Here is a 20,263-nt window from a genome sequence, read left to right as displayed (position 1 = left end):
GGTGGACGAAGGGGATCGAACCCTCGACAACGGGAGTCACAATCCCGTGCTCTACCAACTGAGCTACGCCCACCATATTGCGTTAACAAAGAAACCAAACCACTTCTTTGTTGAGCCCTACCCAGCCTGTCGGCTGCGCATGGCTTTAATTGGTGCGGATGAAGAGACTCGAACTCTTACGCCTCGCGGCGCTGGAACCTAAATCCAGTGTGTCTACCAATTCCACCACATCCGCGCTTGAAGCTCTTAAAGCAAAGGCGCCAGATGATTAATCTGGCGCCTTTCTAAATATGGGGTGGACGAAGGGGATCGAACCCTCGACAACGGGAGTCACAATCCCGTGCTCTACCAACTGAGCTACGCCCACCATATAGCGCTACTTGTGCCAAAGCTGCCTAATGGCGCACCCGGCAGGACTCGAACCTGCGACCATCCGCTTAGAAGGCGGATGCTCTATCCAGCTGAGCTACGGGCGCCTGATTAATCTGTACTCTTGGAGGATTACAAACTAAATGCTTCCAGCCTTGCAGAACAGCAATTCTGCTCGACCTTCTTAACCAGTGCTAGGCTGTGCCCGACAAGTGCGACGAATAGTATAGAGGCCCCGGAAACCCGTCAAATCTTTTTTAAAAAAAATTCATTTTATTTAAGGGGTTAGGCCAATTTGCAGACCAAGCGCCTTTGCCCTCACGCCTTGGCGTGCGAGAATGCGCGCACTTTTCTTCCCCCTCTCGATGGTTAATCACGCGTAATGACTGCACAACTTATCGACGGCAAATCAATCGCCGCCAGCCTGCGCCAGCAGATCGCCAAACGCGTCACCGAGCGTCGCCAGCAAGGTCTGCGCACGCCGGGTCTCGCGGTGATCCTGGTCGGCAGCGATCCTGCCTCTCAGGTTTATGTCTCGCACAAGCGTAAAGACTGTGAAGAGGTCGGCTTTATCTCCAAAGCCTACGACCTGCCTGCCAACACGACTCAACAGGCCCTGACCGACCTGATTGACAGCCTCAACGACGACCCGAGCATCGACGGCGTCCTGCTGCAATTGCCACTGCCTGAGCACCTGGACGCCTCCAAGCTGCTGGAGCGCATCCGCCCGGACAAGGACGTCGATGGCTTCCACCCGTATAACGTCGGCCGCCTCGCCCAGCGTATCCCGCTGCTGCGCCCGTGCACGCCCAAAGGCATCATGACCCTGCTCGAAAGCACCGGTGTCGACCTCTACGGCCTCGACGCCGTCATCGTCGGTGCTTCCAACATCGTCGGTCGCCCGATGGCCATGGAGCTGCTGCTGGCCGGCTGCACCGTGACCGTGACCCACCGCTTCACCAAAGACCTGGCCGGCCATGTCGGCCGCGCCGATCTGGTCGTGGTCGCCGCCGGCAAGCCGGGGCTGGTGAAAGGTGAATGGATCAAGCCAGGCGCCATCGTTATCGACGTCGGCATCAACCGCCAGGAAGACGGCAAGTTGGTCGGCGACGTGGTGTACGAAACCGCCCTGCCCCGCGCCGGCTGGATTACCCCGGTGCCAGGCGGCGTTGGTCCGATGACCCGTGCCTGCCTGCTGGAAAATACGCTGTATGCGGCGGAAACCCTGCACGCCTGACCCTCCGGCGCGCTGAACAAAAGCCCTGCCTGATCGCAGGGCTTTTGTTTTTTTGATCACCCGTCAATAAAGCTGCTCTCCTACCCCCGCCCAAAACGCCACGGACTGTTGAAGTCAGCCACATAAAGGACTCGCCCGGGCATCCTGCTCAACAGCTAGCCGCAATGCCGGGTTTCTCGATTCTTCGACATCCTTTTCACCCGCCATCGACGGGAACGGGCGCAACTTACCCCCACTCCTTTGAAGAACTCCATCAGGCCCGCCCGCAAGCGGGCCTTTTTTTTCCGCGGGTGGATACAAACCCAACCAATCATCGGCTTACAGCCTTTATTTAAAGGCTCTCTATCGTTTTCTGATCCATACTCTTAAAATGTAACGTCATTTTTCATATAACCCGTTGCAGAACGGTATTTCCTTACTTTTTAGCGAGTTCATCCGCGTGAAAATTCGTCTCTCTCTCGTCAGCCTATTGTTTGCTTTCACAGGCACCTTCGCGCAAGCCGCCGAAACCACTCTGGCGCCGCGTGACACCTCCAAACTGCAAATTGCCTCCGGCAGCGCCATGCTGGTCGACCTGCAGACCAACAAGGTGATTTATTCCAGCAACCCGGACGTGGTGGTACCCATCGCTTCCGTGAGCAAGCTGATGACCGGGTTGATCGTGCTCGAAGCCAAGCAAAACATGGACGAGTACATCGACATCAACATCAAGGACACCCCGGAAATGAAGGGTGTGTTCTCCCGGGTGAAAATCGGCAGCGAAATGCCCCGCAAAGAAATGCTGCTGATCGCCCTGATGTCCTCGGAGAACCGCGCCGCCGCCAGCCTGGCCCACCATTACCCAGGCGGCTACCCGGCCTTTATTGCAGCGATGAACGCCAAGGCCAAGGCGCTGGGCATGACCAGTACCCATTACGTCGAGCCCACCGGCCTGTCGATCCACAACGTGTCGACCGCCAGGGACCTGAGCAAGCTGCTGGCCTATGCGCGCAAATACCCGATGCTGAGCCAGCTGAGCACCACCAAGGAAAAAACCGTGGCGTTCCGCAAGCCCAACTACACCCTGGGCTTCTCCAACACCGACCACCTGATCAACCGCGCCAACTGGGACATCAAGCTGACGAAGACCGGCTTCACCAACCAGGCCGGTCACTGCCTGGTGCTGGTAACCAGCATGGGTAACCGCCCAGTGTCGCTGGTGATCCTCGACGCCTTCGGCAAATTCACCCACTTCGCCGATGCCAGCCGCATTCGCAACTGGGTCGAAACCGGCAAGAGCGGTTCGGTGCCGGATGTGGCATTGCGCTACAAAGCCGATAAGAACCTGAAGAACCGCGCCAACGCGGCAGAGGTTCGGCGCTGAACCAACCCGCCAGGACAAGGTGTCACCTTGGCGGATGCCCCGACTCGCTCGGGGCATTTTTTTGTCCGATAGACACACAAAACAGACTTTTGCGGGGGAGTCGGTAGCCCCAGGCCTCTGCCTGATCTGCGGCAAAATAGCGCACGAATGCGCTTTTACTTTGCGCAGGAACTGCCGCTAAATGTTCATCCCTTTCAGTCGACGTCTTTCATGGCTAGCTTCAAACGCATAAGCCCCTGGATCGCCTGCCTTGCCGTGCTGCTCAACATGCTGGCCATGCCGCTCGGCCGTGCCCTGCAGCCACCGGATATGGGGCTGTTGCTATGGGGCGGATTCTGCTCGGGGGGCACCTCGCAGGCATTACCTCCCAGCTTGAGCAAGCTGATCGACCCACTCCAGTCAGCCCCGTCCAGCAGCCCCATGAAACACAGCGATTGCTGTTGCGGCCATGCCGGGCTGGCGGCACTGCCCTCCGACTACTATCGACATTTCCTGCCGCGCTACGCGCTTGCCATCGCCCTCGTCAACCCTGAGCTGCCGACGCTGCACCCCAGGATTCGCTGGCCCAGCCTGAGCCCACGCGCCTCCCCCACCGCCTGATCGACACCTGCACCCACCTAGGTGAGGTGCGCTCTTCTTTTTCACCGCCCACTGAGGTGGTTGAACCCCTTTGAAGTGTCTTGTTTATCAGGAAGTGTGCGTTATGCCTGCTCCATTGACTTTGCCGTGCGCAAAGCGCGTTTGCGTGTCCCGATCCCTATGGCCGCTCTTGTCGGTCGGTTTGTTCGCCATCAACCCGCTGCTCCTGGCTTTAGCCGAAGCCAGTAGAACCGAAGACTCAACCCTCACCCTCGGCACCGTCACGGTCCAGGGCGCCACCGACAGCAATGGCCCGCTGAGTACCAGCAGTGTGCTCAGCTCAGTGGATGTGCTCGGCGCCGATATCCTCGAAAAAATGCCGGTCAACTACAGCTGGGAGTTGTTCAGCCGTGCGCCGGGGGTGATGCTCACCGAATTCAACCAAGGCACCACCTCCGGCAAGATTTCCTTTCGCGGTTTTAACGGCGAAGGTGAAGTCAACGCGGTGAAGTTGCTGATCGACGGCATTCCGAGCAACAGCAACGACGGCAATATGCCGTTCATGGACATGATCTTCCCCATGGAGCTGGACAGCATAGAAGTGGTACGCGGTACCAGCGATGCGCGCTACGGCCTGAACAACATCGCCGGTAATGTGAACATGCTGACCCGCACCGGTGGCGACTACACCAAGGCACGTATTCGCTATGGCAGCTACAACACGCAGGAGACCCAGCTCGCCAAGGGCATCGAAACCAGCAACTGGACGCAGAATTACTTCTTCGCCTACCAGAAATCCGACGGCTACCGCGATCACGCCCAGGCAGACAAGTTTTCCATGGCCGGCAAATGGTTCTATACCCCGGACGACAACCGCTACCGTATCGGCCTGATCGCCCGTCACTACGAAACCGAGGCGCAGGAACCCGGCTACCTGAGTGAAGAGGACGCCCACCAGCACCCGACCATGACCAACAGCTACAACGCCACCGACAAAGGCACGCGGCGGATGAACCAGCTCAGCGTGCACTTCGACACTGAGCTGTCCGACACCTTGGCCTGGGCGGCGAAAACCTACGTCAACACCTTCGACGACCGGCGCTGGACGCAATATTGGCGCACCAGCGCCCAGCAAGAGCGCGATGCGTACGAAACCCAATACGGCGCCCTCACCTCCCTGACCTGGCGCCCTGAAGTCAGCTGGCTGTATGACTTCGCCCTGGAAGGCGGCGCGGACATGCAGCAGCAACACAACAAAAGCGAGCGCTACCGCACCAAGGACCGGGTCCGGCAGGCCCAAACCCGTGACCAGCAATTCGACTTCGATACCTACGGCGCCTACGTGCAGGCCGAGATCAAACCGTTCGAGTCGCTGAAGATCATCCCGGCCTATCGCGTCGATAAGATCCAAGGCGACTTCACCAACGAAATGACCGGCCTGGACTACGCCATCAATGACTATGGGCTGATCAAACAACCCAAGCTCAGCGTGGTGTATTCACCGTGGGACGTTGCCAGCGTCTATGCCAACTGGGGCCGTACATTTCAGATGGGTACCGGTGCCGCGGCCTACAAGATTCCGCCAAGGGATACGGATCTCGCGCCGTCCATCAACGAAGGCTGGGAAACCGGCATCAAGTTCACGCCCGCCGATTGGATCGACGGCCGCGTGGCTTATTGGCAACAAAAGGCCAGTGGCGAAGTCAGTCGTCGACTCAACGACCCGAGTGGTGAGTCGGATAACGTCGGCCAAACCCGGCGCTGGGGTTACGACGCGCAGGTGAACCTGCACCCGAACGAGCGTACCGATCTCTGGATGGCCTACGCCTGGCAGTACTCGAAAATACTCCAGCCCAGTTCAACCTTGCCCAACAGCAAAGGCCAGGAGATCGACCACATCCCTCATCACCTGTACAACGCCGGGGTCAGCTACAAGGCGACCCCCGCCCTGCAATTGACGGCGTGGATGAATGGCCAGACGAATTACTACCTTGAACGCGAAAATACCCGGGGGACTTACGGTGGCTACGTCCTGATGAACCTCGGCGCCAGTTACCGGGTGACCGAGTCGGTCAGTGTCGATCTGCAGCTGAAGAACCTTACCAATCGCTACTATGAATACGTCTGGTACGACCCGGACGGTGCCCAGGCTTCGCTGCATTCACCCGGTGACGGGCGAGCGTTGTATACCGGCGTCAGTGTGGATTTCTGAGGCAAGCAGTCGCTGGGGCTCAGTCAACGTTCAGGTCGGCAGGCGCAAAAACTGAACGTTGACTTCGAACCCGTCATCCCTGCCGGCTGCGGGCGAAGCCAGGGTCATACGCGCCTTGACCCCTTGGACGATGGTCTTGGCAATGGCCAGGCCGAGCCCTGTGCCGCTGGCTTCGCTGCTACCGCGCACAAAACGCTCGGTCAGGCGCTGTAACACTGGCGCAGGCACAGCCGGCCCGCCATTGACCACCCGCAGCAGCGCCTGGTCCGTCAGGCTGACTTCAACCGGTTGGTCCACCGCCCCATACTTCAATGCATTCTCGATCAGGTTGCGCAGCAGAATACCGAACGCGTCCGGGTCAATCGCCGCATACACACTGCCCTGGGTAGGAAGCTGCAAGCGGATGCGCTGACCGCTGCTGCGATTCCATTCATCGACCCCATGGGCCAGCAAGGGGATCAGGTCCTGGGGCGCCTCGGACAACAGCCCGCCGCCCTCGGCCTTGGCCAACTGCATGAGCTTTTCCGACAGCCGTGCCAGCTCGCGCAATGAGTTTTCGATCTTCGTCGCACGCATGCGTAATGGACCTTCCGGCGCTTCCTGGCGCAGGCGCTGGATCTGCGCCAACGTCGCGGCCAACGGGGTGCGCAATTCATGGGCACTGTTGGCGGTGAAGCTACGCTCGGCCTCCAATGCCTTGCGCAGGCGCTCCAACAGGTGGTTGACCGCGTCGGCCAACGGGTCGATTTCTGCCGGCAACCGCGCCACGCTGATCGGCGACAAATCCCCCACCCCTCGGGCTTCCACGGCACGGCGATAGGCCAACACGCTACGCAGGCTGACGCGCACAAACAGCCAAGTGCCCAACAAGCTGATGGGGATCAACGCCAATAGCGGCAGCAACAAAGCAAACAAGGCTTCCCGCGCCGCCTCGCGGCGATGCCCCAGCGGCTCGGCGATCTCAATGAACAACGTATTGCGCAGCGCACTCGCACCATACAGCCGGTACTTTTTCGTGGTAGAGAACCCTTCGCGCGGCGAGTCGTTGAATATCTTCGGGTTGGCGTCATGGGACTGCATCAGGATCTGGCCCTGGGCATCACGCACCAGGTAGGTCAGATACTCCTTGTGCATCTTCAAGGTTGCGATGTGCTGGGCGGTGCGCGGTTCTTCGCGGTTGCTGATTTCCAGCACGGCCAGGGGCAGGATGCGTTGCGCGGTCTCTTCCAGGGCACTGTCGAACGCTTCGTTCAACTCATGTTGCACCACCAGCCAGGCGCCGACGGTCGCGCCCAGCCAGAGCAAGGTCATGCCCAGGGTCAGTCCCAGGCCAAGGCGCCTTTGCAGGCTGATCGGCGACTTCATACGGTCATCAACCGATAGCCCATGCCGCGCACGGTTTCCACCAGCTCACGCCCCAGTTTTTTACGCAGGCGGCTGATGTAGACCTCGATGGTGTTGCTCTCGATTTCGGCGCCAAAGGCATACAAGCGCTCTTCGAGCTGCGACTTCGACAGCAACGCCGTAGGGCGCTGCACAAACGCCTCGAACAGCGCCCACTCGCGTGCCGTGAGGTCAATGGTGACGCCGGCGCGCTGCACGGTGCGCGCGTTCATGTCGACCTGTAATTCACCGAGCCTGATCAGCGGGTTCGGGTTGCCGCTGTAGCGGCGGGCCACCGCGGCCACACGGGCCGAGAGTTCAAACAGGTCGAACGGTTTGACCAAGTAGTCGTCGGCGCCGGCATTCAGGCCGGCGATGCGGTCGGAAATCTGGTCCTGGGCGGTGAGGATGATCACCGGGGTCACGTTGCCAGCCGAACGCTGCTGGCGCAAAAAGTCCAGCCCGCGACCGTCAGGCAACATCAGGTCCAACAGAATCAGGTCATACGGCGTGGTGCGCACACTGGCGCTCGCATGCTCCAGTCGCTGCACCCAATCGACGGCGTGGCCGTCATCGGCAATCTGTTCGCGTACCGCCTCGCCCAGCCCAGGTGCGTCCTCGACCAATAAAACGCGCATCTGGCACCTCCTCTGATGGTTGTCGTGCAGCACCCTAGCGGCCTTACCTGACGTGAATCTGAAGATTCAGCCGGTTGTCAGGAATGCCCCCTAGGGTATGCCGCACAGGCCCATCGAATCGGAGATAGATCATGAAACCCGCTTTTATTGCCAGCACCGCCCTGCTGAGCGTCCTGCTCGGCGGGTACGCCCTGGCCGATGATGACTGCCGCGAGCCGGTCAACGACTGGCAACCGCGCGAAACCTTGCGCCAGCAGGTCGAGCAGCAATACGGCTGGAGTGTGCAGCGCATCAAGGTCGACGACGGTTGCTACACGCTCAAGGCCACCGACCGCAAGGGCAATGCGATCGAAGCCAGCTACGCACCCGCCTCGCTTCGCCTGCGCAAACTGGAAATCCATTTCGGCGACAACGGCGACGCACGGGATTACCTCGACCGCCCTGGTGCTCAATGAGCCTGACGCTTTCCAAGGCTTTCAGGTTGCTGTCAGCCAGCAGGTCCAGGCTTTCGCCACAACGCTCAACCAGGACATCCCCATGAAAACACTCTTCGCTGCAACCTGCCTCGCCGGCGCCCTTGCTCTCCCGAGCCTGGCCCAGGCCCGAGAAGTCACCCTGACCACCCAGCTCAAGCCCTACAGCGGCAACGGTGCGTACCTGGCGATCTATGTCACTGACGCCAACGGCCAGTACCAGAAAACCCTCTGGGTGGCCGGCAAGAAAGCCAAGTACTACCGCCACCTGAGCGACTGGGCCCGTGGCAGCGGCATGAACCCGAGCGAGTTTGACGGGCTCAGCGGCGCCAGCGTCGGCAGCGGCGACACCCTCACCGTCAGCGTTGAACTGGCCGACACCTTGATCGATGCCGGGTATCAGATCCGTATCGACAGCGCCGTGGAAGACAAACGCGACAGCCGCGCCGACGTCAGCGTTGCCCTGACATCGAGCGGGTCGAGCAAGCCGGTCAGCGGCAACACTTACGTCGAGTCGTTTACCTACGCCCTGTAGTACTCGCCACTTCTGGAGGCTGAACATGCTTCGCCAGTTCCACTCACTGCCCGGACTGATCGCCGCCCTGCTGGTCATGATCATGGCCATCAGCGGCGCAGTGTTGTCCGTCAACCCAGCGCTGGAACGCCTGCACAGCACGTCAATCGAGGCCGGGCAGCTCAATGTCGGCCAGTTGGCCGGGCGCATCGCCCAGCATTTTCCGGGGGTGGAGCAGATTCAGCGCACCGCGTCCGGGACGTTGATCATCTACTACACCCAGGACGGCCAGGCCGCTGCGCAAACGGTCGATCCACTGACGGGCGAGGGCCTTGGCCCCTACGAACCGTCGGCCGTTTCGCGCTGGGTCAAAGACCTGCATCGCTCGCTGTTCATGGGCACCGCAGGGCATGGGGTCGCGGGTATCGGCGCGTTTTTCATGCTGATCCTTTGCGTGTCTGGCGCGCTGTTGCTGGCGCGCCGCCTGGGCGGCCTGCGCAACCTGCTGCGACCGCTGCGGGGCACGTTCAGCCAACGCTGGCATGCCGAAGTCGGGCGCCTGGCCGTGCTTGGCCTGCTGCTCTCGGCCCTGACGGGGCTCTACCTGTGCGCCACCACCTTTGGCCTGGTCGCCGACGGCAGCCAGAGCGAGCCGGCCTTCCCGACCGCCATCAGCGCCGGCGTGGCGCAACCGGTGGCCAACCTGCAAGCCTTGCAGGCCACCGACCTGAATGACCTGCGCGAACTGGTGTACCCGAGCCCCGGTCACCCGCAGGACGTGTTTTCCCTGCGTACCGCTCAGGGCGATGGCTACGTGGACCCGGTCAGCGGCGCGTTGGTGTCTTATCAGGCCCATGATTCGCTGCATGACCTTTACCAATTGATCTATCAATTGCACACCGGTGAAGGCCTCTGGTGGCTGGGCTTGTTCCTTGGCCTCTGCGCCCTCAGCGTGCCCCTGATGAGCGTGACCGGCATGCTGCTCTGGTGGCGCCGCCGCAAGGCCGGCCCGCGTATTCGTCATAACAGCCCTGCCCACGCCGCCGACAGCGTGATTCTGGTGGGCAGTGAAAACAACACCACCTGGGGCTTTGCCAGCACCTTGCATGACGCGCTGCACCAGGCCGGCCATCGGGTGCATAGCGCAGCGATGAATGAATGGACAGGGGATTACCGCAGCGCGCAGCGGGTATTGATCCTGACGGCCACTCATGGCGACGGCGACGCGCCCGCCTCGGCCACACAGTTCCTCAAACGGCTGGAGCAATGCGCGATCAAACCCGGCCTGCCTTTTGCCGTACTGGGTTTTGGCGATCGACAGTTTGCGCAGTTCTGCCAATACGCCCACGTCGTGCAGGCCGCCATGGAGCAGGCCGGCGGCGTGGCGTTATTGCCACTGGAGAGCATCAACCGCCAGTCCTCCCAGGAGTTCATGCGCTGGGGCCTGGACCTGGGTGAAGTCCTCGGGCAGGCGTTGAAACTGGTCCACAACCCCGAGCGACCACGTACCCATCAACTGGTACTGGCCGAATGCACTGTCTATGGCGAGCAAGTACAGGCACCGACCCACGTCCTGCGGTTCAAGGCACCCGGCGGGCTGCCGCGTTTCCAGGCCGGCGATCTGGTCGGCATCTACCCGCCGGGCAGCCCGTTGCCACGTTTTTATTCGCTGGCCAGCAGCCGTGACGATGGCGTACTGGAGATTTGCGTGCGCAAACACGAAGGTGGGCTGTGCTCAGGTTTCCTGCATGGCCTGGCAATCGGCGCGTCGATCGAAGCCTTTATCCAACCCAACCCGCAATTTCGCCCGGCGTCGGGTGCACACCCGGTGATCCTGATTGGCGCGGGTACCGGCATTGGCCCCCTGGCCGGTTTTATTCGCAACAACAAGGCCAGGCACCCGATGCACCTGTATTGGGGCGGGCGTAACCCGGCGTCGGATTTCCTCTATGAACCGGAGCTCAACCGTTACCTGGCCGACCACCGCCTGACCACGTTACGCGCCGCGTTTTCCCAAGTGCAGGACCGCAGCTATGTGCAAGACCGGTTGATCAACGATGCCCTGGCGTTGCGGCGGCTGATTGAAAAAGGCGCCCAGGTGCTGGTGTGTGGCAGTCGCGAGATGGCCAAAGGCGTGATGCAGGCCCTGGATGAAGTACTGGTGCCACTCAACTTGAGTGTGCAAGCCCTCAAGGCACAAGGACGCTACCGTGAAGATGTCTACTGATAGCCAACGCTACAGCCTCAATGGCGAGACCATGGGCACGCGCTACAGCGCCGTGTTCTATGCCGAGGCGGGCCTCGACATCGAGGCGATCAGCCGCAGCCTGGCCCAGGCCGTGGAGCGGGTGGACCAGCAAATGTCCCTCTGGAAAGCCGATTCCGACCTCAATCGCCTCAACGCCGCCCCCGAGCAGACCTGGCTGCCGGTGCCCAAGGAACTGGCCAGCGTGTTGGCGACAGCACTGCGGGTCAGCCAGCAATCCGCCGGCGCCTTCGACATCGCGGTCGGTGACCGGGTCGAGGCCTGGGGCTTTGGCCCCGGCGCACCCACGATCACCGCACACAACGTCGACACCCTGGCGCCACGCCCCCGCCTGAGCGCCCATGGGGGGTTGACGGTGGACCTGCAACGACATCAAGTACGCAAACACGCGCCGCTGCACCTGAACCTCAACGCGATCGCCAAAGGCTTTGGCGTCGATGAACTGGCACGCTGCCTGGACGGTTTCGGGCTGACCCGCTACCTGGTCGGTATCGACGGCGAAATGCGGGCCCGAGGCGTGAAGCCGGATGCCCAACCTTGGGTCGTGGCCATTGAAAAGCCGTGCCGGGGCCGGCGGGAAGTCATGGGCGTGATGGAGCTCTGCGATGCCGCCATCGCCACCTCTGGCGACTACCGGCACTGGGTTGACCTCGAGGGGCGACAGTATGCTCACACCCTTGACCCGGCCACTGGCGAGCCCTTGTGCAATACGATCGCCGCCGTCACGGTGGTAGCCGCCTCGTGCATGCTTGCCGATGCCTGGGCCACGGCGTTGATGGTGCTCGGCGAGATCGAAGGCCCACGCCTGGCGCAGGCGCGCGGCATGGACGCGCTGTTCGTGCTGCGCGAGGGTGACCAACTCAAGGAAATATCGATTGTCGACGGCATTCTGCAGGCGCAGATTGAGAACCGTCCGATCCAAACACCGCCCACGAACACGAGTCCCGCTCAACCATGAAATTCATGCACCGGCACACCGAGTCCCATCGCAGTGATCGTATCGGCTGGCTGCGCGCCGCAGTCCTGGGGGCCAACGACGGTATCGTCTCCACCGCCAGCCTGCTGATCGGCGTCGCTGCCGCCAACGCTACCCACGCTTCGCTGCTCGTCACCGGCATGGCCGGGTTGGTGGCGGGCGCAATGTCCATGGCGGCCGGCGAATACGTTTCCGTGCATTCCCAAGCCGATACCGAGCGGGCCGACCTGTCACGGGAACGGGCGGAGCTGGCGAGCAACCCGAAGGCCGAACATAGCGAGCTTGCCCACATCTACATGCACCGCGGGGTGTCACCCGAACTGGCCCACCAGGTCGCCGATCAATTAATGGCACACGACGCCCTGGGCGCACATGCGCGTGACGAGTTGGGCATCAGCGAGGCACTCACGGCCAAACCGCTGCAAGCGGCACTCGCCTCGGCCGCCAGTTTTGTGGTCGGTGCCGCATTGCCGCTCGCGGTAACGGTGATCGCGCCGCCCCACAGCGTGGTGCCGTGGATATCCGGCATGTCCCTGCTGTTTCTGGCCAGCCTGGGCGGCGTCGCGGCCAAGGCCGGCGGAGCAAGCATCATCACCGGCGCTTGGCGAGTGACCCTGTGGGGGGCACTCGCCATGGGCGTTACGGCGACCGTAGGAGCGCTGTTTGGCGCGGTGGTGTAGGTGGCGCTTACTTTTTCTCAGCCAACACCTTGAGCGCCTGCGCCGCTGCCTGCTCCTGCCCGGCCTGGGCAGTGGCGTTGGCGGCTTCACGCCAGCGTTGTGCGTCCACGTTGGCCGGCAACTGGCTCGGGCGCTGGGTCAGGATGGCCCAGTGTCCGGCGCTCTTCCACGCCGATTCAAAATCACTGAAGCCCATCAACAGTCGCCGGTCCATGCCTGAACGCAACAACACGGTGCTCTTCTGCTGGTTAAAGCCGACGACCACCACGTAGTGTGGTTCAGACCAGAACCGGCCACTGATGCGCGCCATCACCGGGTAGCCCGCCGCCACCTGCGCCAGCACCGCGGTCAGCTTGGCATCCAGCGGGTACACCATCAGCCCGTACTCACGCGCCAGCACCTGCATGTTGCGCTCCAGATCAGCCTGCGCAGCGGGCAAGCGCAGCGGTTTATCGAGCAAGCCCGGTGTCATCACAATGCCTTGTTGCGACAGCATGCTGGCTAATGCCGTAGGACCGCTCTGATAGGCATCGCTGCGAAACGTCGGGACGCCATTGAGTTCAACGCGCTCCGGCAAGCCCGCAAGCTTCGACGGATGACCGGAACAGGCCGCCAGCCCGAGGGCACAGGCCAGCAACCAGGATGTTTTAACGTTCGACCGTAACCGCAATTTTTTTACTCTCTTGATCAACTGTCGGTGAGGGGCCTGATCATAGCCCAATCGCGCCGACAGTAAACCGCGGGCAATGGCGTTCTCTATAGCCGAGAACCCCAGTAAACACGCGGTGATAGAGCAAACAAGTTGGATGGACACGACCATTGGTCAATAGCAGGCAACCGCCGGGTAGCTAGACTGTCCATTGAGAAGACTGTGTGTGCCCCCTACGGGGCGAAGGAGGCCCGAATGAGCCTTGCAACAACGATTGTCCTGTTGATCTGCGGTTGGCTGGCGGTAGCCGGCGCCATGTTGTGGGGGGTGTTGCGCATTACCCGCCGGCACCATCACCCCCACGCCAGACCCACTGCGCCCGCCAAGCCGCATAAGCGCGCGGTGCACCACGCCTAGCCAGGCATGCAATTGAAGTCCTGCGTCGCGGCGACTTCCTTGCCGTGACCATCCATCAGGGATGCGCGCACGGTGGTGCCCAGGCTGGATTCCACCAGAGTGTAGTGTTCACCCGCCTTGAAGTGCTTGTACTCCACGCGGCCCTGGCAATCCTGCTGGTTATCGTCGCCCGGTTCCTCCTCATAGAGCGTCACATCCAGGCGGTGGTCCCCCGGTGGCACTTCAAAAAAGCGCCCGTCATCCACGCGTTTGCCATCCACGCGCTCGGCCATCAAGTCATTCGGGGCTTCTTCCTTCAAGCCGATCCAGGCTTCGCTCGGGTCAGCCTTGGGAATCGGGCCGGCACAGGCCGACAACAACAAGACCGCGCCCAGGGCGGGAATCAGCAGGAGTGGTTTAAGTGACAGGTTTTTCAAGTTCATGGCAGGGCTCCAAAGGACATCGATCAAGGCGCTGGACGCAGAAAAGTGACTCGCGTCCGATGGGGTACAAGCTTGAGGAGCTCGCCTTTGTAGAACAAATGAATACACATGAAACGATCTTCAGCGCATAACTAAAACTTCCTTCACCTGGCTGAAAGGTGCGTGTTAGGTGGGTCGGTCAAGACTGCCGGGGTTTGCAATCCTGCTCCCTCCGGAGGTTCACGCATGCTCGGGCTGGTAAAGACCGCACTGCAAAAGCCATACACGTTTATCGTGCTGGCCATATTTATCTGCATCGTCGGGCCCATGGCGGCCCTGCGCACCCCCACCGATGTTTTTCCCGATATTGGCATCCCCGTCGTCGCCGTGGTGTGGCAATACAACGGCCTGTCGCCGGACGCCATGGCCGGTCGGGTGATCTACACCTATGAACGCTCCTTGAGCACCACCGTCAACGACATCGAACATATCGAATCGCAATCGCTGCCCGGCATGGGCATCGTCAAGATCTTCTTCCAACCCGGCGTGGATATCCGCACCGCCAATGCCCAAGTCACGGCGGTGTCACAAACCGTACTCAAGCAAATGCCGCCGGGCATCACGCCGCCGCTGATCCTCAACTACAGCGCCTCGACGGTGCCGATCCTGCAAATGGCGTTCTCCAGCCCGACGCTGTCTGAAGCCAGGATCCGCGACCTGGTGCAGAACAATATCCGCCTGCCCTTGAGCGCCCTGCCCGGCCTGGCCATGCCCACGCCGATGGGCGGCAAACAGCGCCAGATCACCCTCGACCTCGACCCGCAGGCGCTGGCCGCCAAGGGCTTGTCGGCACAGGACGTGGGCAACGCCCTGGCGCTGCAAAACCAGATCATCCCGGTGGGCACCGCCAAGCTCGGCCCCAACGAATACACGATCCTGCTCAACAACAGCCCGAAGGCCATCGATGAGCTCAACGACCTGCCGATCAAAACGGTTGATGGCGCACTGATCACCATCGGCCAGGTGGCCCACGTGCGCGATGGCTCGCCGCCGCAGACCAATATCGTGCGCGTCGACGGCCATCGCGCGGTGCTGATGCCGGCGTTGAAAAACGGCAGCATCTCGACCCTGTCGATCATCGACGGCATCCGCCAGATGCTGCCGCGCATCAACGAAACCCTGCCGCCGTCGCTGAAGACTTCGCTGTTGGGCGACGCCTCGGTATTCGTCAAGCAATCGGTGGGCAGCGTGGCCCAGGAAGGCATCATCGCCGCGCTGCTGACCAGCGCAATGATCCTGTTGTTCCTCGGCAGCTGGCGCTCCACGCTGATCATCGCCGCATCGATTCCCCTGGCCGTGCTGTCGGCCATCGCGCTGCTGGCGGTCAGCGGGCAAACCCTTAACGTGATGACCCTCGGCGGGCTGGCGCTGGCGGTGGGGATCCTGGTGGACGACGCCACGGTGACCATCGAAAACATCAACTGGCACCTGGAACAAGGCAAGGCGGTGAAGACCGCGATCCTCGACGGCGCCGCGCAGATCGTCGGCCCGGCATTCGTCTCCCTGCTGTGCATCTGCATCGTGTTTGTGCCGATGTTTTTGCTGCAAGGCATCGCCGGTTACCTGTTCCGGCCGATGGCCCTGGCGGTGATCTTCGCCATGGCCAGTTCGTTCATCCTTTCGCGCACCCTGGTGCCCACGCTGGCAATGTTCCTGCTCAAGCCGCACACGCCGGAGCCCGGTGCGGGGCATCATCCGGAAGATGACTTCATCAACCACCACGAAGGCGAGCAGCACCGCCAACCGCGCAATGCCCTGCTGCAATCGGTGCTGAATTTCCAGCAGGGGTTCGAGCGTCACTTCTCGAATATCCGCGACACCTACCATGGCCTGCTGACCCTCGCGCTGGGCACGCGCAAGGGCTTTATCGTCGGCTTCCTGGCCTGTGTGCTGGCGTCGTTCCTGCTGCTGCCGAGCCTCGGCCAGGACTTCTTTCCCGCCACCGATGCCGGCGCGTTGGCGCTGCATGTGCGCCTGCCGCTGGGCACGCGTATCGAAGAAAGCGCTGCGGCCTTCGACCGGATTGAAGCGCGGATTCGCGAAGTGATCCCCGCCGAAGAGCTGGACACCATCGTCGACAATATCGGCATTCCGCTGAGCGGCATCGACATGGCCTACAGCAGCAGCGGCACCATCGGTCCGCAGGACGGTGATATCCAGGTCAGCCTGAAAAAGGGCCACGCGCCCACCGCCGACTACGTGAAAAAACTGCGTGAGGCGCTGCCGCAGAGTTTCCCCGGCAGCCACTTCGCCTTCCTGCCAGCGGACATCAGCAGCCAGATCCTCAACTTCGGCGCGCCGGCCCCGCTGGACGTGAAAATCTCCGGGCGCAGTGATGAAGAAAACCGCGCCTATGCCGTGGAGCTTGAGCGTCGACTGCAACACGTACCCGGCATCGCCGACCTGCGTATCCAGCAGTCCACCGGCTACCCGTCGCTGCAAGTGAATGTCGACCGTATGCGCGCCAACGGCCTGGGCATTACCGAACGGGACGTGACCAACAGCATGGTCGCCTCCCTCGCCGGCAGCTCGCAAACCGCACCGACCTTCTGGCTTAACCCGGCCAATGGCGTGTCCTATTCCATCGTCGCCGCCACCCCGCAATATCGTCTCGACAGCCTGCCATCGCTGGAAGCGCTGCCGGTGACCGGTGCCGACGGCCAGTCGCAGATCCTCGGCGGTGTGGCGACCATCTCCCGCGTGCAAAGCCCGGCAGTGGTCACGCACTACAACATCGAACCGACCCTGGACCTGTACGCCAACGTGCAAGGCCGTGACCTCGGCGGCGTGGCCCGCGACGTGCAAAAAGTGCTGGACGACACCGCATCGATGCGTCCCAAGGGCGCGGTGATCAGCCTGCATGGCCAGATCGATGCGCTGCACGAAGCCTTCAGCGGCTTGAGCTTTGGCCTGCTCGGCGCGGTGGTGCTGATCTACCTGCTGATCGTGGTCAACTTCCAGTCGTGGGTCGATCCGTTCGTGATCATCACCGCATTGCCGGCGGCGCTCGCAGGGATCGTGTGGATGCTGTTCCTCACCGGGACGTCGTTGTCGGTGCCGGCATTGACCGGCGCGATCCTGTGCATGGGCGTGGCCACCGCCAACTCGATCCTGGTGGTGAGCTTCTGCCGCGAACGCCTGGCCGAGCATGGCGATGCTCTGAAGGCCGCGCTGGAAGCCGGCTATACGCGCTTTCGCCCGGTGTGCATGACGGCCCTGGCGATGATCATCGGCATGTTGCCCCTGGCCCTTTCCGAAGAACAGAACGCGCCCCTTGGCCGAGCGGTGATCGGCGGCTTGATCTGCGCCACCGTCGCCACCCTGTTATTTGTTCCCGTGGTCTTCAGCCTGGTCCACGGTCGTCACTCTACTCGCGCAGTTGCTGGAGAAAACCCACATGTCGTCTGATCACAACCCCTCGCGCAAGCGTCTGATGCTCATGGGTGTCGGCGGCCTGACCCTGGCCGCCCTGTTGGTCGCCAACGGCCTGCATGCCCGCACGATGCACGAACAATCGGTCACCGCCTGGACCGAAACCGCCGCCATCCCCCAAGTCATGGTGTTCCAGCCACAACAGAACGTGGCCGGCGACACCCTGCGCCTGCCCGCGCACCTCGAGGCCTGGAGCAAGGCGCCGATCCATGCGCGGGTCAGCGGTTACCTGAAGGACTGGAAAGTTGATATCGGCAGCCAGGTCAAGGCCGGGCAAATCCTCGCCGAGATCGACAGCCCCGACCTCGACCAGCAACTGGCGCAAACCCATGCGCGCCTGGTGCAGCAACAGGCCAATGCACGCTTGGCCGAAACCACCGCCACACGCTGGCAAAACCTGCTGGGCAGCCACTCGGTGTCGCGCCAGGAAGCCGATGAAAAAACCTCCAACGCCGCGGCCGCAAAGGCCAACGCCGAGGCGGCCGCGGCCGACTATGCACGGCTATCGGCGCTGGAAAGCTACAAGACCATCCGGGCCCCCTTCGCCGGCACCATCACCGCGCGCAACACCGATATCGGCCAGTTGATCAAGGCCGATACCGACAGCGATCCGGAACTGTTCAACATCGCCGACACCCACCAATTGCGCCTCTATGTGCCGGTACCGCAGAACTATGCGGCGGTGATTCACCCAGGGTTGGAAGCCGAACTGACGGTGCCTGAGCATCCCGGCAAACACTTCAAGGCGCGCCTGATCGGCGACTCCACCGCCATCGACCGTCGCTCCGGCACCCTGCTCGCGCAGTTCGTCGCCGACAACCCCCACGGCGAACTGCTGCCCGGTGATTACGCCGAAGCCACCCTGCCGATTCCGGCGGATACTCATGGCGTCAGCATCCCGGCCAGTGCGCTGATCTTCCGTGCCCAAGGCACTCAGGTCGCGGTGCTCGATGCGCGGAACCATGTGCACCTGCAAGACATCCATATCGGCCTCGACCTCGGCGAACGCCTGGTCATCGACCAGGGCCTGAAACCCGCTGACCGCATCGTCGACAACCCGCCCGACGCCCTGCGCGAAGGCGACCCGGTGCAACTGGCCGACGCCTCCGGAGGTGCGCATGCGCCCAAGGCTTAAGCCCCTCGCGGCGTTGATGCTGCTGGCATTGCAAGGCTGCTCGATGGCGCCGACCTACCACGTGCCGTCGATCGACCTGCCGGCGAACTACCGCGAACAGACCAGCGACGGTCCATGGCACAGCGCGCAGCCGTCCGACCAACTGGCGCCGCAGTGGTGGACGCTCTACCACGAGCCGCGCCTGAATCAGCTGCAACAGCAACTGATCGAGGCCAACCCGGACCTGGCGGCAGCGCTGGCGCACTTCGATGCGTCCCAGGCGTATGCCAGCCAATTGCATGCCGGGCTGTTCCCGCAAATCACCGCCAGCGCGCAGCCGTTGCGCCAGCGCCAATCGGATTCACGGCCGCTGCGCGGGGATACGCAGCCATCGGTATACAACAGCAACACAGCCGGTTTTTCCCTGAGCTACGACCTGGACCTGTGGGGCAAAATCCGCAACCAGGTCGCGGCCGGTGATGCCCAGGCGCAAGCGTCCGGCGATGACTTGGCCGTGGCGCGCCTGAGCCTGCAACGTCAGCTGGCGACGCTGTATGTGCAGCTCAATGGGCTGGATGCACAGCGTCGGATTCTCAACCGTTCGCTGGAGGATTACAGCCAGGCCCTGCAACTGACGCGCAGCCGTTATGAAGGCCAGATCGCCTCCGAACTGGACCTGACTCGCGCGCAAAATCAACTGGCCGAAGCCAAGGCACAACTGGATGAAGTCACCGGCCAGCGCAACCTCACCGAACATGCGATCGGTGAACTGGTGGGCGTGGCGGCCAGTGACTTTACGCTGCCGCAGAGCCAACACCTGATGACCCTGCCCGGGATTCCCTCGCAGTTGCCAAGCCACCTGCTGCAACGCCGCCCGGATATTGCCGCGGCGGAACGCCGGGTGTTTGCCGCCAATGCGAATATCGGCGTGGCCAAGGCGGCGTGGTATCCGGATTTCAGTTTGACCGGGTTGATCGGGGGGCAGACGCAAGGGGTGGGCAACCTGCTGTCCGCCAGCAACCGCTATTGGGCATTGGGGCCGATGATGAACTTGCCGATCTTCGATGGGGGACGCCTGAGCGCCAATGAACGCCAGGCAAAGGCCGAGTTTGAAGAAGCGTCGGCGCAGTACCGCAGCCAGGTGCTCAAGGCCGTGCGTGAGGTGGAAGATAACCTTGCGCAACTGCGGGACTTGCAGCAGGAAGCGCAGGATGAACAAGCCGCGGCAGATGCGGCGCAGCACACCCAGTCCCTGGCGATGAACAGCTATCAGGCGGGCGCGGTGAGTTATCTGGATGTGGTGACGGCGCAGACGGCGGCATTGCAAGCCCAGCGGACATTGCAGGCGGTGCAGACGCGGCAGTTGCAGGCGAGTATCGGCTTGGTCACAGCCCTGGGCGGCGGTTGGCAGCCTGAGGCCTGACACCGCCCTCAGGCACCGTTCAGGCTAAATGCAGGAGGACAGCCAGTTCATCCGTAGCTGAGCCACCGCTATCGGGG

The 20,263-nt window shown here is 62.1% G+C and carries 17 protein-coding genes and 4 tRNA genes; 13 read left to right on the top strand and 8 right to left on the bottom strand.

Annotated features, from left to right (window positions below; genetic code table 11):
* From AC1Q6I_RS02700 to AC1Q6I_RS02685, 4 genes are all read right to left on the bottom strand, one after another.
* A tRNA-His gene (locus AC1Q6I_RS02700) sits at positions 1 to 73 on the bottom strand.
* Between the two features lie 77 nt (positions 74 to 150).
* Positions 151 to 235: transfer RNA gene (locus AC1Q6I_RS02695), tRNA-Leu, on the bottom strand.
* Positions 236 to 291: 56 nt separating this feature from the next.
* Positions 292 to 367 (bottom strand) — tRNA-His (locus tag AC1Q6I_RS02690).
* 32 nt (positions 368 to 399) lie between these two features.
* A tRNA-Arg gene (locus AC1Q6I_RS02685) sits at positions 400 to 476 on the bottom strand.
* A 275-nt stretch (positions 477 to 751) separates the two neighbouring features.
* Between AC1Q6I_RS02685 and folD the strand changes: the two genes are divergently transcribed.
* The 4 genes from folD to AC1Q6I_RS02665 all read left to right on the top strand — a co-directional run bounded on the left by folD (position 752) and on the right by AC1Q6I_RS02665 (position 5,760).
* Complete coding sequence (gene folD / locus AC1Q6I_RS02680; RefSeq protein WP_024076274.1) at positions 752 to 1,606, top strand: bifunctional methylenetetrahydrofolate dehydrogenase/methenyltetrahydrofolate cyclohydrolase FolD; 855 nt, start codon at positions 752 to 754, stop codon at positions 1,604 to 1,606.
* Between the two features lie 439 nt (positions 1,607 to 2,045).
* Positions 2,046 to 2,969 (top strand): D-alanyl-D-alanine endopeptidase, encoded by a 924-nt coding sequence (gene pbpG, locus AC1Q6I_RS02675; RefSeq protein ID WP_069076554.1) that lies wholly within the window; start codon positions 2,046 to 2,048, stop codon positions 2,967 to 2,969.
* Positions 2,970 to 3,179: 210 nt separating this feature from the next.
* Complete coding sequence (locus AC1Q6I_RS02670) at positions 3,180 to 3,569, top strand: DUF2946 domain-containing protein (RefSeq protein WP_069077429.1); 390 nt, start codon at positions 3,180 to 3,182, stop codon at positions 3,567 to 3,569.
* 103 nt (positions 3,570 to 3,672) lie between these two features.
* Positions 3,673 to 5,760: a TonB-dependent receptor gene (locus AC1Q6I_RS02665; protein ID WP_102624288.1), complete on the top strand. Its 2,088-nt coding sequence runs from the start codon at positions 3,673 to 3,675 to the stop codon at positions 5,758 to 5,760.
* Between the two features lie 30 nt (positions 5,761 to 5,790).
* Here AC1Q6I_RS02665 and AC1Q6I_RS02660 read toward each other — a convergent pair whose 3' ends face one another.
* Both AC1Q6I_RS02660 and AC1Q6I_RS02655 read right to left on the bottom strand, forming a co-directional pair.
* Entirely contained in the window at positions 5,791 to 7,125 is a 1,335-nt protein-coding gene (locus AC1Q6I_RS02660) for a sensor histidine kinase (RefSeq protein WP_102624289.1), read from the bottom strand.
* Positions 7,122 to 7,781, bottom strand: coding sequence for a response regulator transcription factor (locus AC1Q6I_RS02655; protein WP_024076279.1), 660 nt, complete (start codon positions 7,779 to 7,781; stop codon positions 7,122 to 7,124). The genes AC1Q6I_RS02660 and AC1Q6I_RS02655 overlap by 4 nt, the downstream gene beginning before the upstream one ends.
* A 131-nt stretch (positions 7,782 to 7,912) precedes the next feature.
* Between AC1Q6I_RS02655 and AC1Q6I_RS02650 the strand changes: the two genes are divergently transcribed.
* The 5 genes from AC1Q6I_RS02650 to AC1Q6I_RS02630 all read left to right on the top strand — a co-directional run bounded on the left by AC1Q6I_RS02650 (position 7,913) and on the right by AC1Q6I_RS02630 (position 12,690).
* Positions 7,913 to 8,236 (top strand): PepSY domain-containing protein, encoded by a 324-nt coding sequence (locus tag AC1Q6I_RS02650; RefSeq protein WP_069076556.1) that lies wholly within the window; start codon positions 7,913 to 7,915, stop codon positions 8,234 to 8,236.
* 82 nt (positions 8,237 to 8,318) lie between these two features.
* Positions 8,319 to 8,789 (top strand): DUF2271 domain-containing protein, encoded by a 471-nt coding sequence (locus AC1Q6I_RS02645; protein WP_024076281.1) that lies wholly within the window; start codon positions 8,319 to 8,321, stop codon positions 8,787 to 8,789.
* 25 nt (positions 8,790 to 8,814) lie between these two features.
* Positions 8,815 to 10,995: a PepSY domain-containing protein gene (locus AC1Q6I_RS02640; protein ID WP_102624290.1), complete on the top strand. Its 2,181-nt coding sequence runs from the start codon at positions 8,815 to 8,817 to the stop codon at positions 10,993 to 10,995.
* Positions 10,985 to 11,992 carry an FAD:protein FMN transferase gene (locus tag AC1Q6I_RS02635; protein ID WP_102624291.1) on the top strand — a complete coding sequence of 336 codons (1,008 nt, stop codon included), beginning with the start codon at positions 10,985 to 10,987 and terminating at the stop codon, positions 11,990 to 11,992. The genes AC1Q6I_RS02640 and AC1Q6I_RS02635 overlap by 11 nt, the downstream gene beginning before the upstream one ends.
* Entirely contained in the window at positions 11,989 to 12,690 is a 702-nt protein-coding gene (locus AC1Q6I_RS02630) for a VIT1/CCC1 transporter family protein (RefSeq protein ID WP_024076284.1), read from the top strand. The genes AC1Q6I_RS02635 and AC1Q6I_RS02630 overlap by 4 nt, the downstream gene beginning before the upstream one ends.
* A 7-nt stretch (positions 12,691 to 12,697) precedes the next feature.
* Here the strand turns inward: AC1Q6I_RS02630 and AC1Q6I_RS02625 are convergent, their stop codons facing one another.
* A complete protein-coding gene (locus AC1Q6I_RS02625; RefSeq protein ID WP_102624292.1) occupies positions 12,698 to 13,360 on the bottom strand; it encodes a C39 family peptidase in 663 nt (220 codons plus the stop codon).
* A gap of 234 nt (positions 13,361 to 13,594) precedes the next feature.
* Between AC1Q6I_RS02625 and AC1Q6I_RS02620 the strand changes: the two genes are divergently transcribed.
* A complete protein-coding gene (locus tag AC1Q6I_RS02620) occupies positions 13,595 to 13,756 on the top strand; it encodes a hypothetical protein (RefSeq protein ID WP_168232119.1) in 162 nt (53 codons plus the stop codon).
* Here AC1Q6I_RS02620 and AC1Q6I_RS02615 read toward each other — a convergent pair.
* Positions 13,753 to 14,163, bottom strand: a complete 411-nt coding sequence (locus AC1Q6I_RS02615) for a PA0061/PA0062 family lipoprotein (protein ID WP_041161254.1) — start codon at positions 14,161 to 14,163, stop codon at positions 13,753 to 13,755. The genes AC1Q6I_RS02620 and AC1Q6I_RS02615 overlap by 4 nt on opposite strands.
* A gap of 240 nt (positions 14,164 to 14,403) precedes the next feature.
* Between AC1Q6I_RS02615 and AC1Q6I_RS02610 the strand changes: the two genes are divergently transcribed.
* The 3 genes from AC1Q6I_RS02610 to AC1Q6I_RS02600 are packed head-to-tail and all read left to right on the top strand — an operon-like array spanning position 14,404 to position 20,186.
* Positions 14,404 to 17,625, top strand: a complete 3,222-nt coding sequence (locus AC1Q6I_RS02610) for an efflux RND transporter permease subunit (RefSeq protein WP_024076287.1) — start codon at positions 14,404 to 14,406, stop codon at positions 17,623 to 17,625.
* A complete protein-coding gene (locus AC1Q6I_RS02605; protein ID WP_024076288.1) occupies positions 17,615 to 18,784 on the top strand; it encodes an efflux RND transporter periplasmic adaptor subunit in 1,170 nt (389 codons plus the stop codon). The genes AC1Q6I_RS02610 and AC1Q6I_RS02605 overlap by 11 nt, the downstream gene beginning before the upstream one ends.
* Positions 18,768 to 20,186 (top strand): efflux transporter outer membrane subunit, encoded by a 1,419-nt coding sequence (locus AC1Q6I_RS02600; protein WP_024076289.1) that lies wholly within the window; start codon positions 18,768 to 18,770, stop codon positions 20,184 to 20,186. The genes AC1Q6I_RS02605 and AC1Q6I_RS02600 overlap by 17 nt, the downstream gene beginning before the upstream one ends.
* Positions 20,187 to 20,263 lie beyond the last annotated feature (77 nt).

Source organism: Pseudomonas sp. MPR-R2A5 (assembly GCF_058793055.1).
The sequence above is the reverse complement of the archived record's forward strand: the minus strand, read 5'-3'. Positions and strand labels throughout refer to the sequence as shown.

Coding starts and splice junctions, on each gene's coding strand:
- AC1Q6I_RS02600 (WP_024076289.1), top strand. CDS start 18,768: ATGCGCCCAAGGCTTAAGCCCCTCGCGGCGTTGATGCTGCTGGCATTG.
- AC1Q6I_RS02670 (WP_069077429.1), top strand. CDS start 3,180: ATGGCTAGCTTCAAACGCATAAGCCCCTGGATCGCCTGCCTTGCCGTG.
- AC1Q6I_RS02640 (WP_102624290.1), top strand. CDS start 8,815: ATGCTTCGCCAGTTCCACTCACTGCCCGGACTGATCGCCGCCCTGCTG.
- folD (WP_024076274.1), top strand. CDS start 752: ATGACTGCACAACTTATCGACGGCAAATCAATCGCCGCCAGCCTGCGC.
- AC1Q6I_RS02660 (WP_102624289.1), bottom strand. CDS start 7,125: ATGAAGTCGCCGATCAGCCTGCAAAGGCGCCTTGGCCTGGGACTGACC.
- AC1Q6I_RS02635 (WP_102624291.1), top strand. CDS start 10,985: ATGTCTACTGATAGCCAACGCTACAGCCTCAATGGCGAGACCATGGGC.
- AC1Q6I_RS02655 (WP_024076279.1), bottom strand. CDS start 7,781: ATGCGCGTTTTATTGGTCGAGGACGCACCTGGGCTGGGCGAGGCGGTA.
- AC1Q6I_RS02605 (WP_024076288.1), top strand. CDS start 17,615: ATGTCGTCTGATCACAACCCCTCGCGCAAGCGTCTGATGCTCATGGGT.
- AC1Q6I_RS02665 (WP_102624288.1), top strand. CDS start 3,673: ATGCCTGCTCCATTGACTTTGCCGTGCGCAAAGCGCGTTTGCGTGTCC.
- AC1Q6I_RS02620 (WP_168232119.1), top strand. CDS start 13,595: ATGAGCCTTGCAACAACGATTGTCCTGTTGATCTGCGGTTGGCTGGCG.
- AC1Q6I_RS02630 (WP_024076284.1), top strand. CDS start 11,989: ATGAAATTCATGCACCGGCACACCGAGTCCCATCGCAGTGATCGTATC.
- AC1Q6I_RS02650 (WP_069076556.1), top strand. CDS start 7,913: ATGAAACCCGCTTTTATTGCCAGCACCGCCCTGCTGAGCGTCCTGCTC.
- AC1Q6I_RS02610 (WP_024076287.1), top strand. CDS start 14,404: ATGCTCGGGCTGGTAAAGACCGCACTGCAAAAGCCATACACGTTTATC.
- AC1Q6I_RS02645 (WP_024076281.1), top strand. CDS start 8,319: ATGAAAACACTCTTCGCTGCAACCTGCCTCGCCGGCGCCCTTGCTCTC.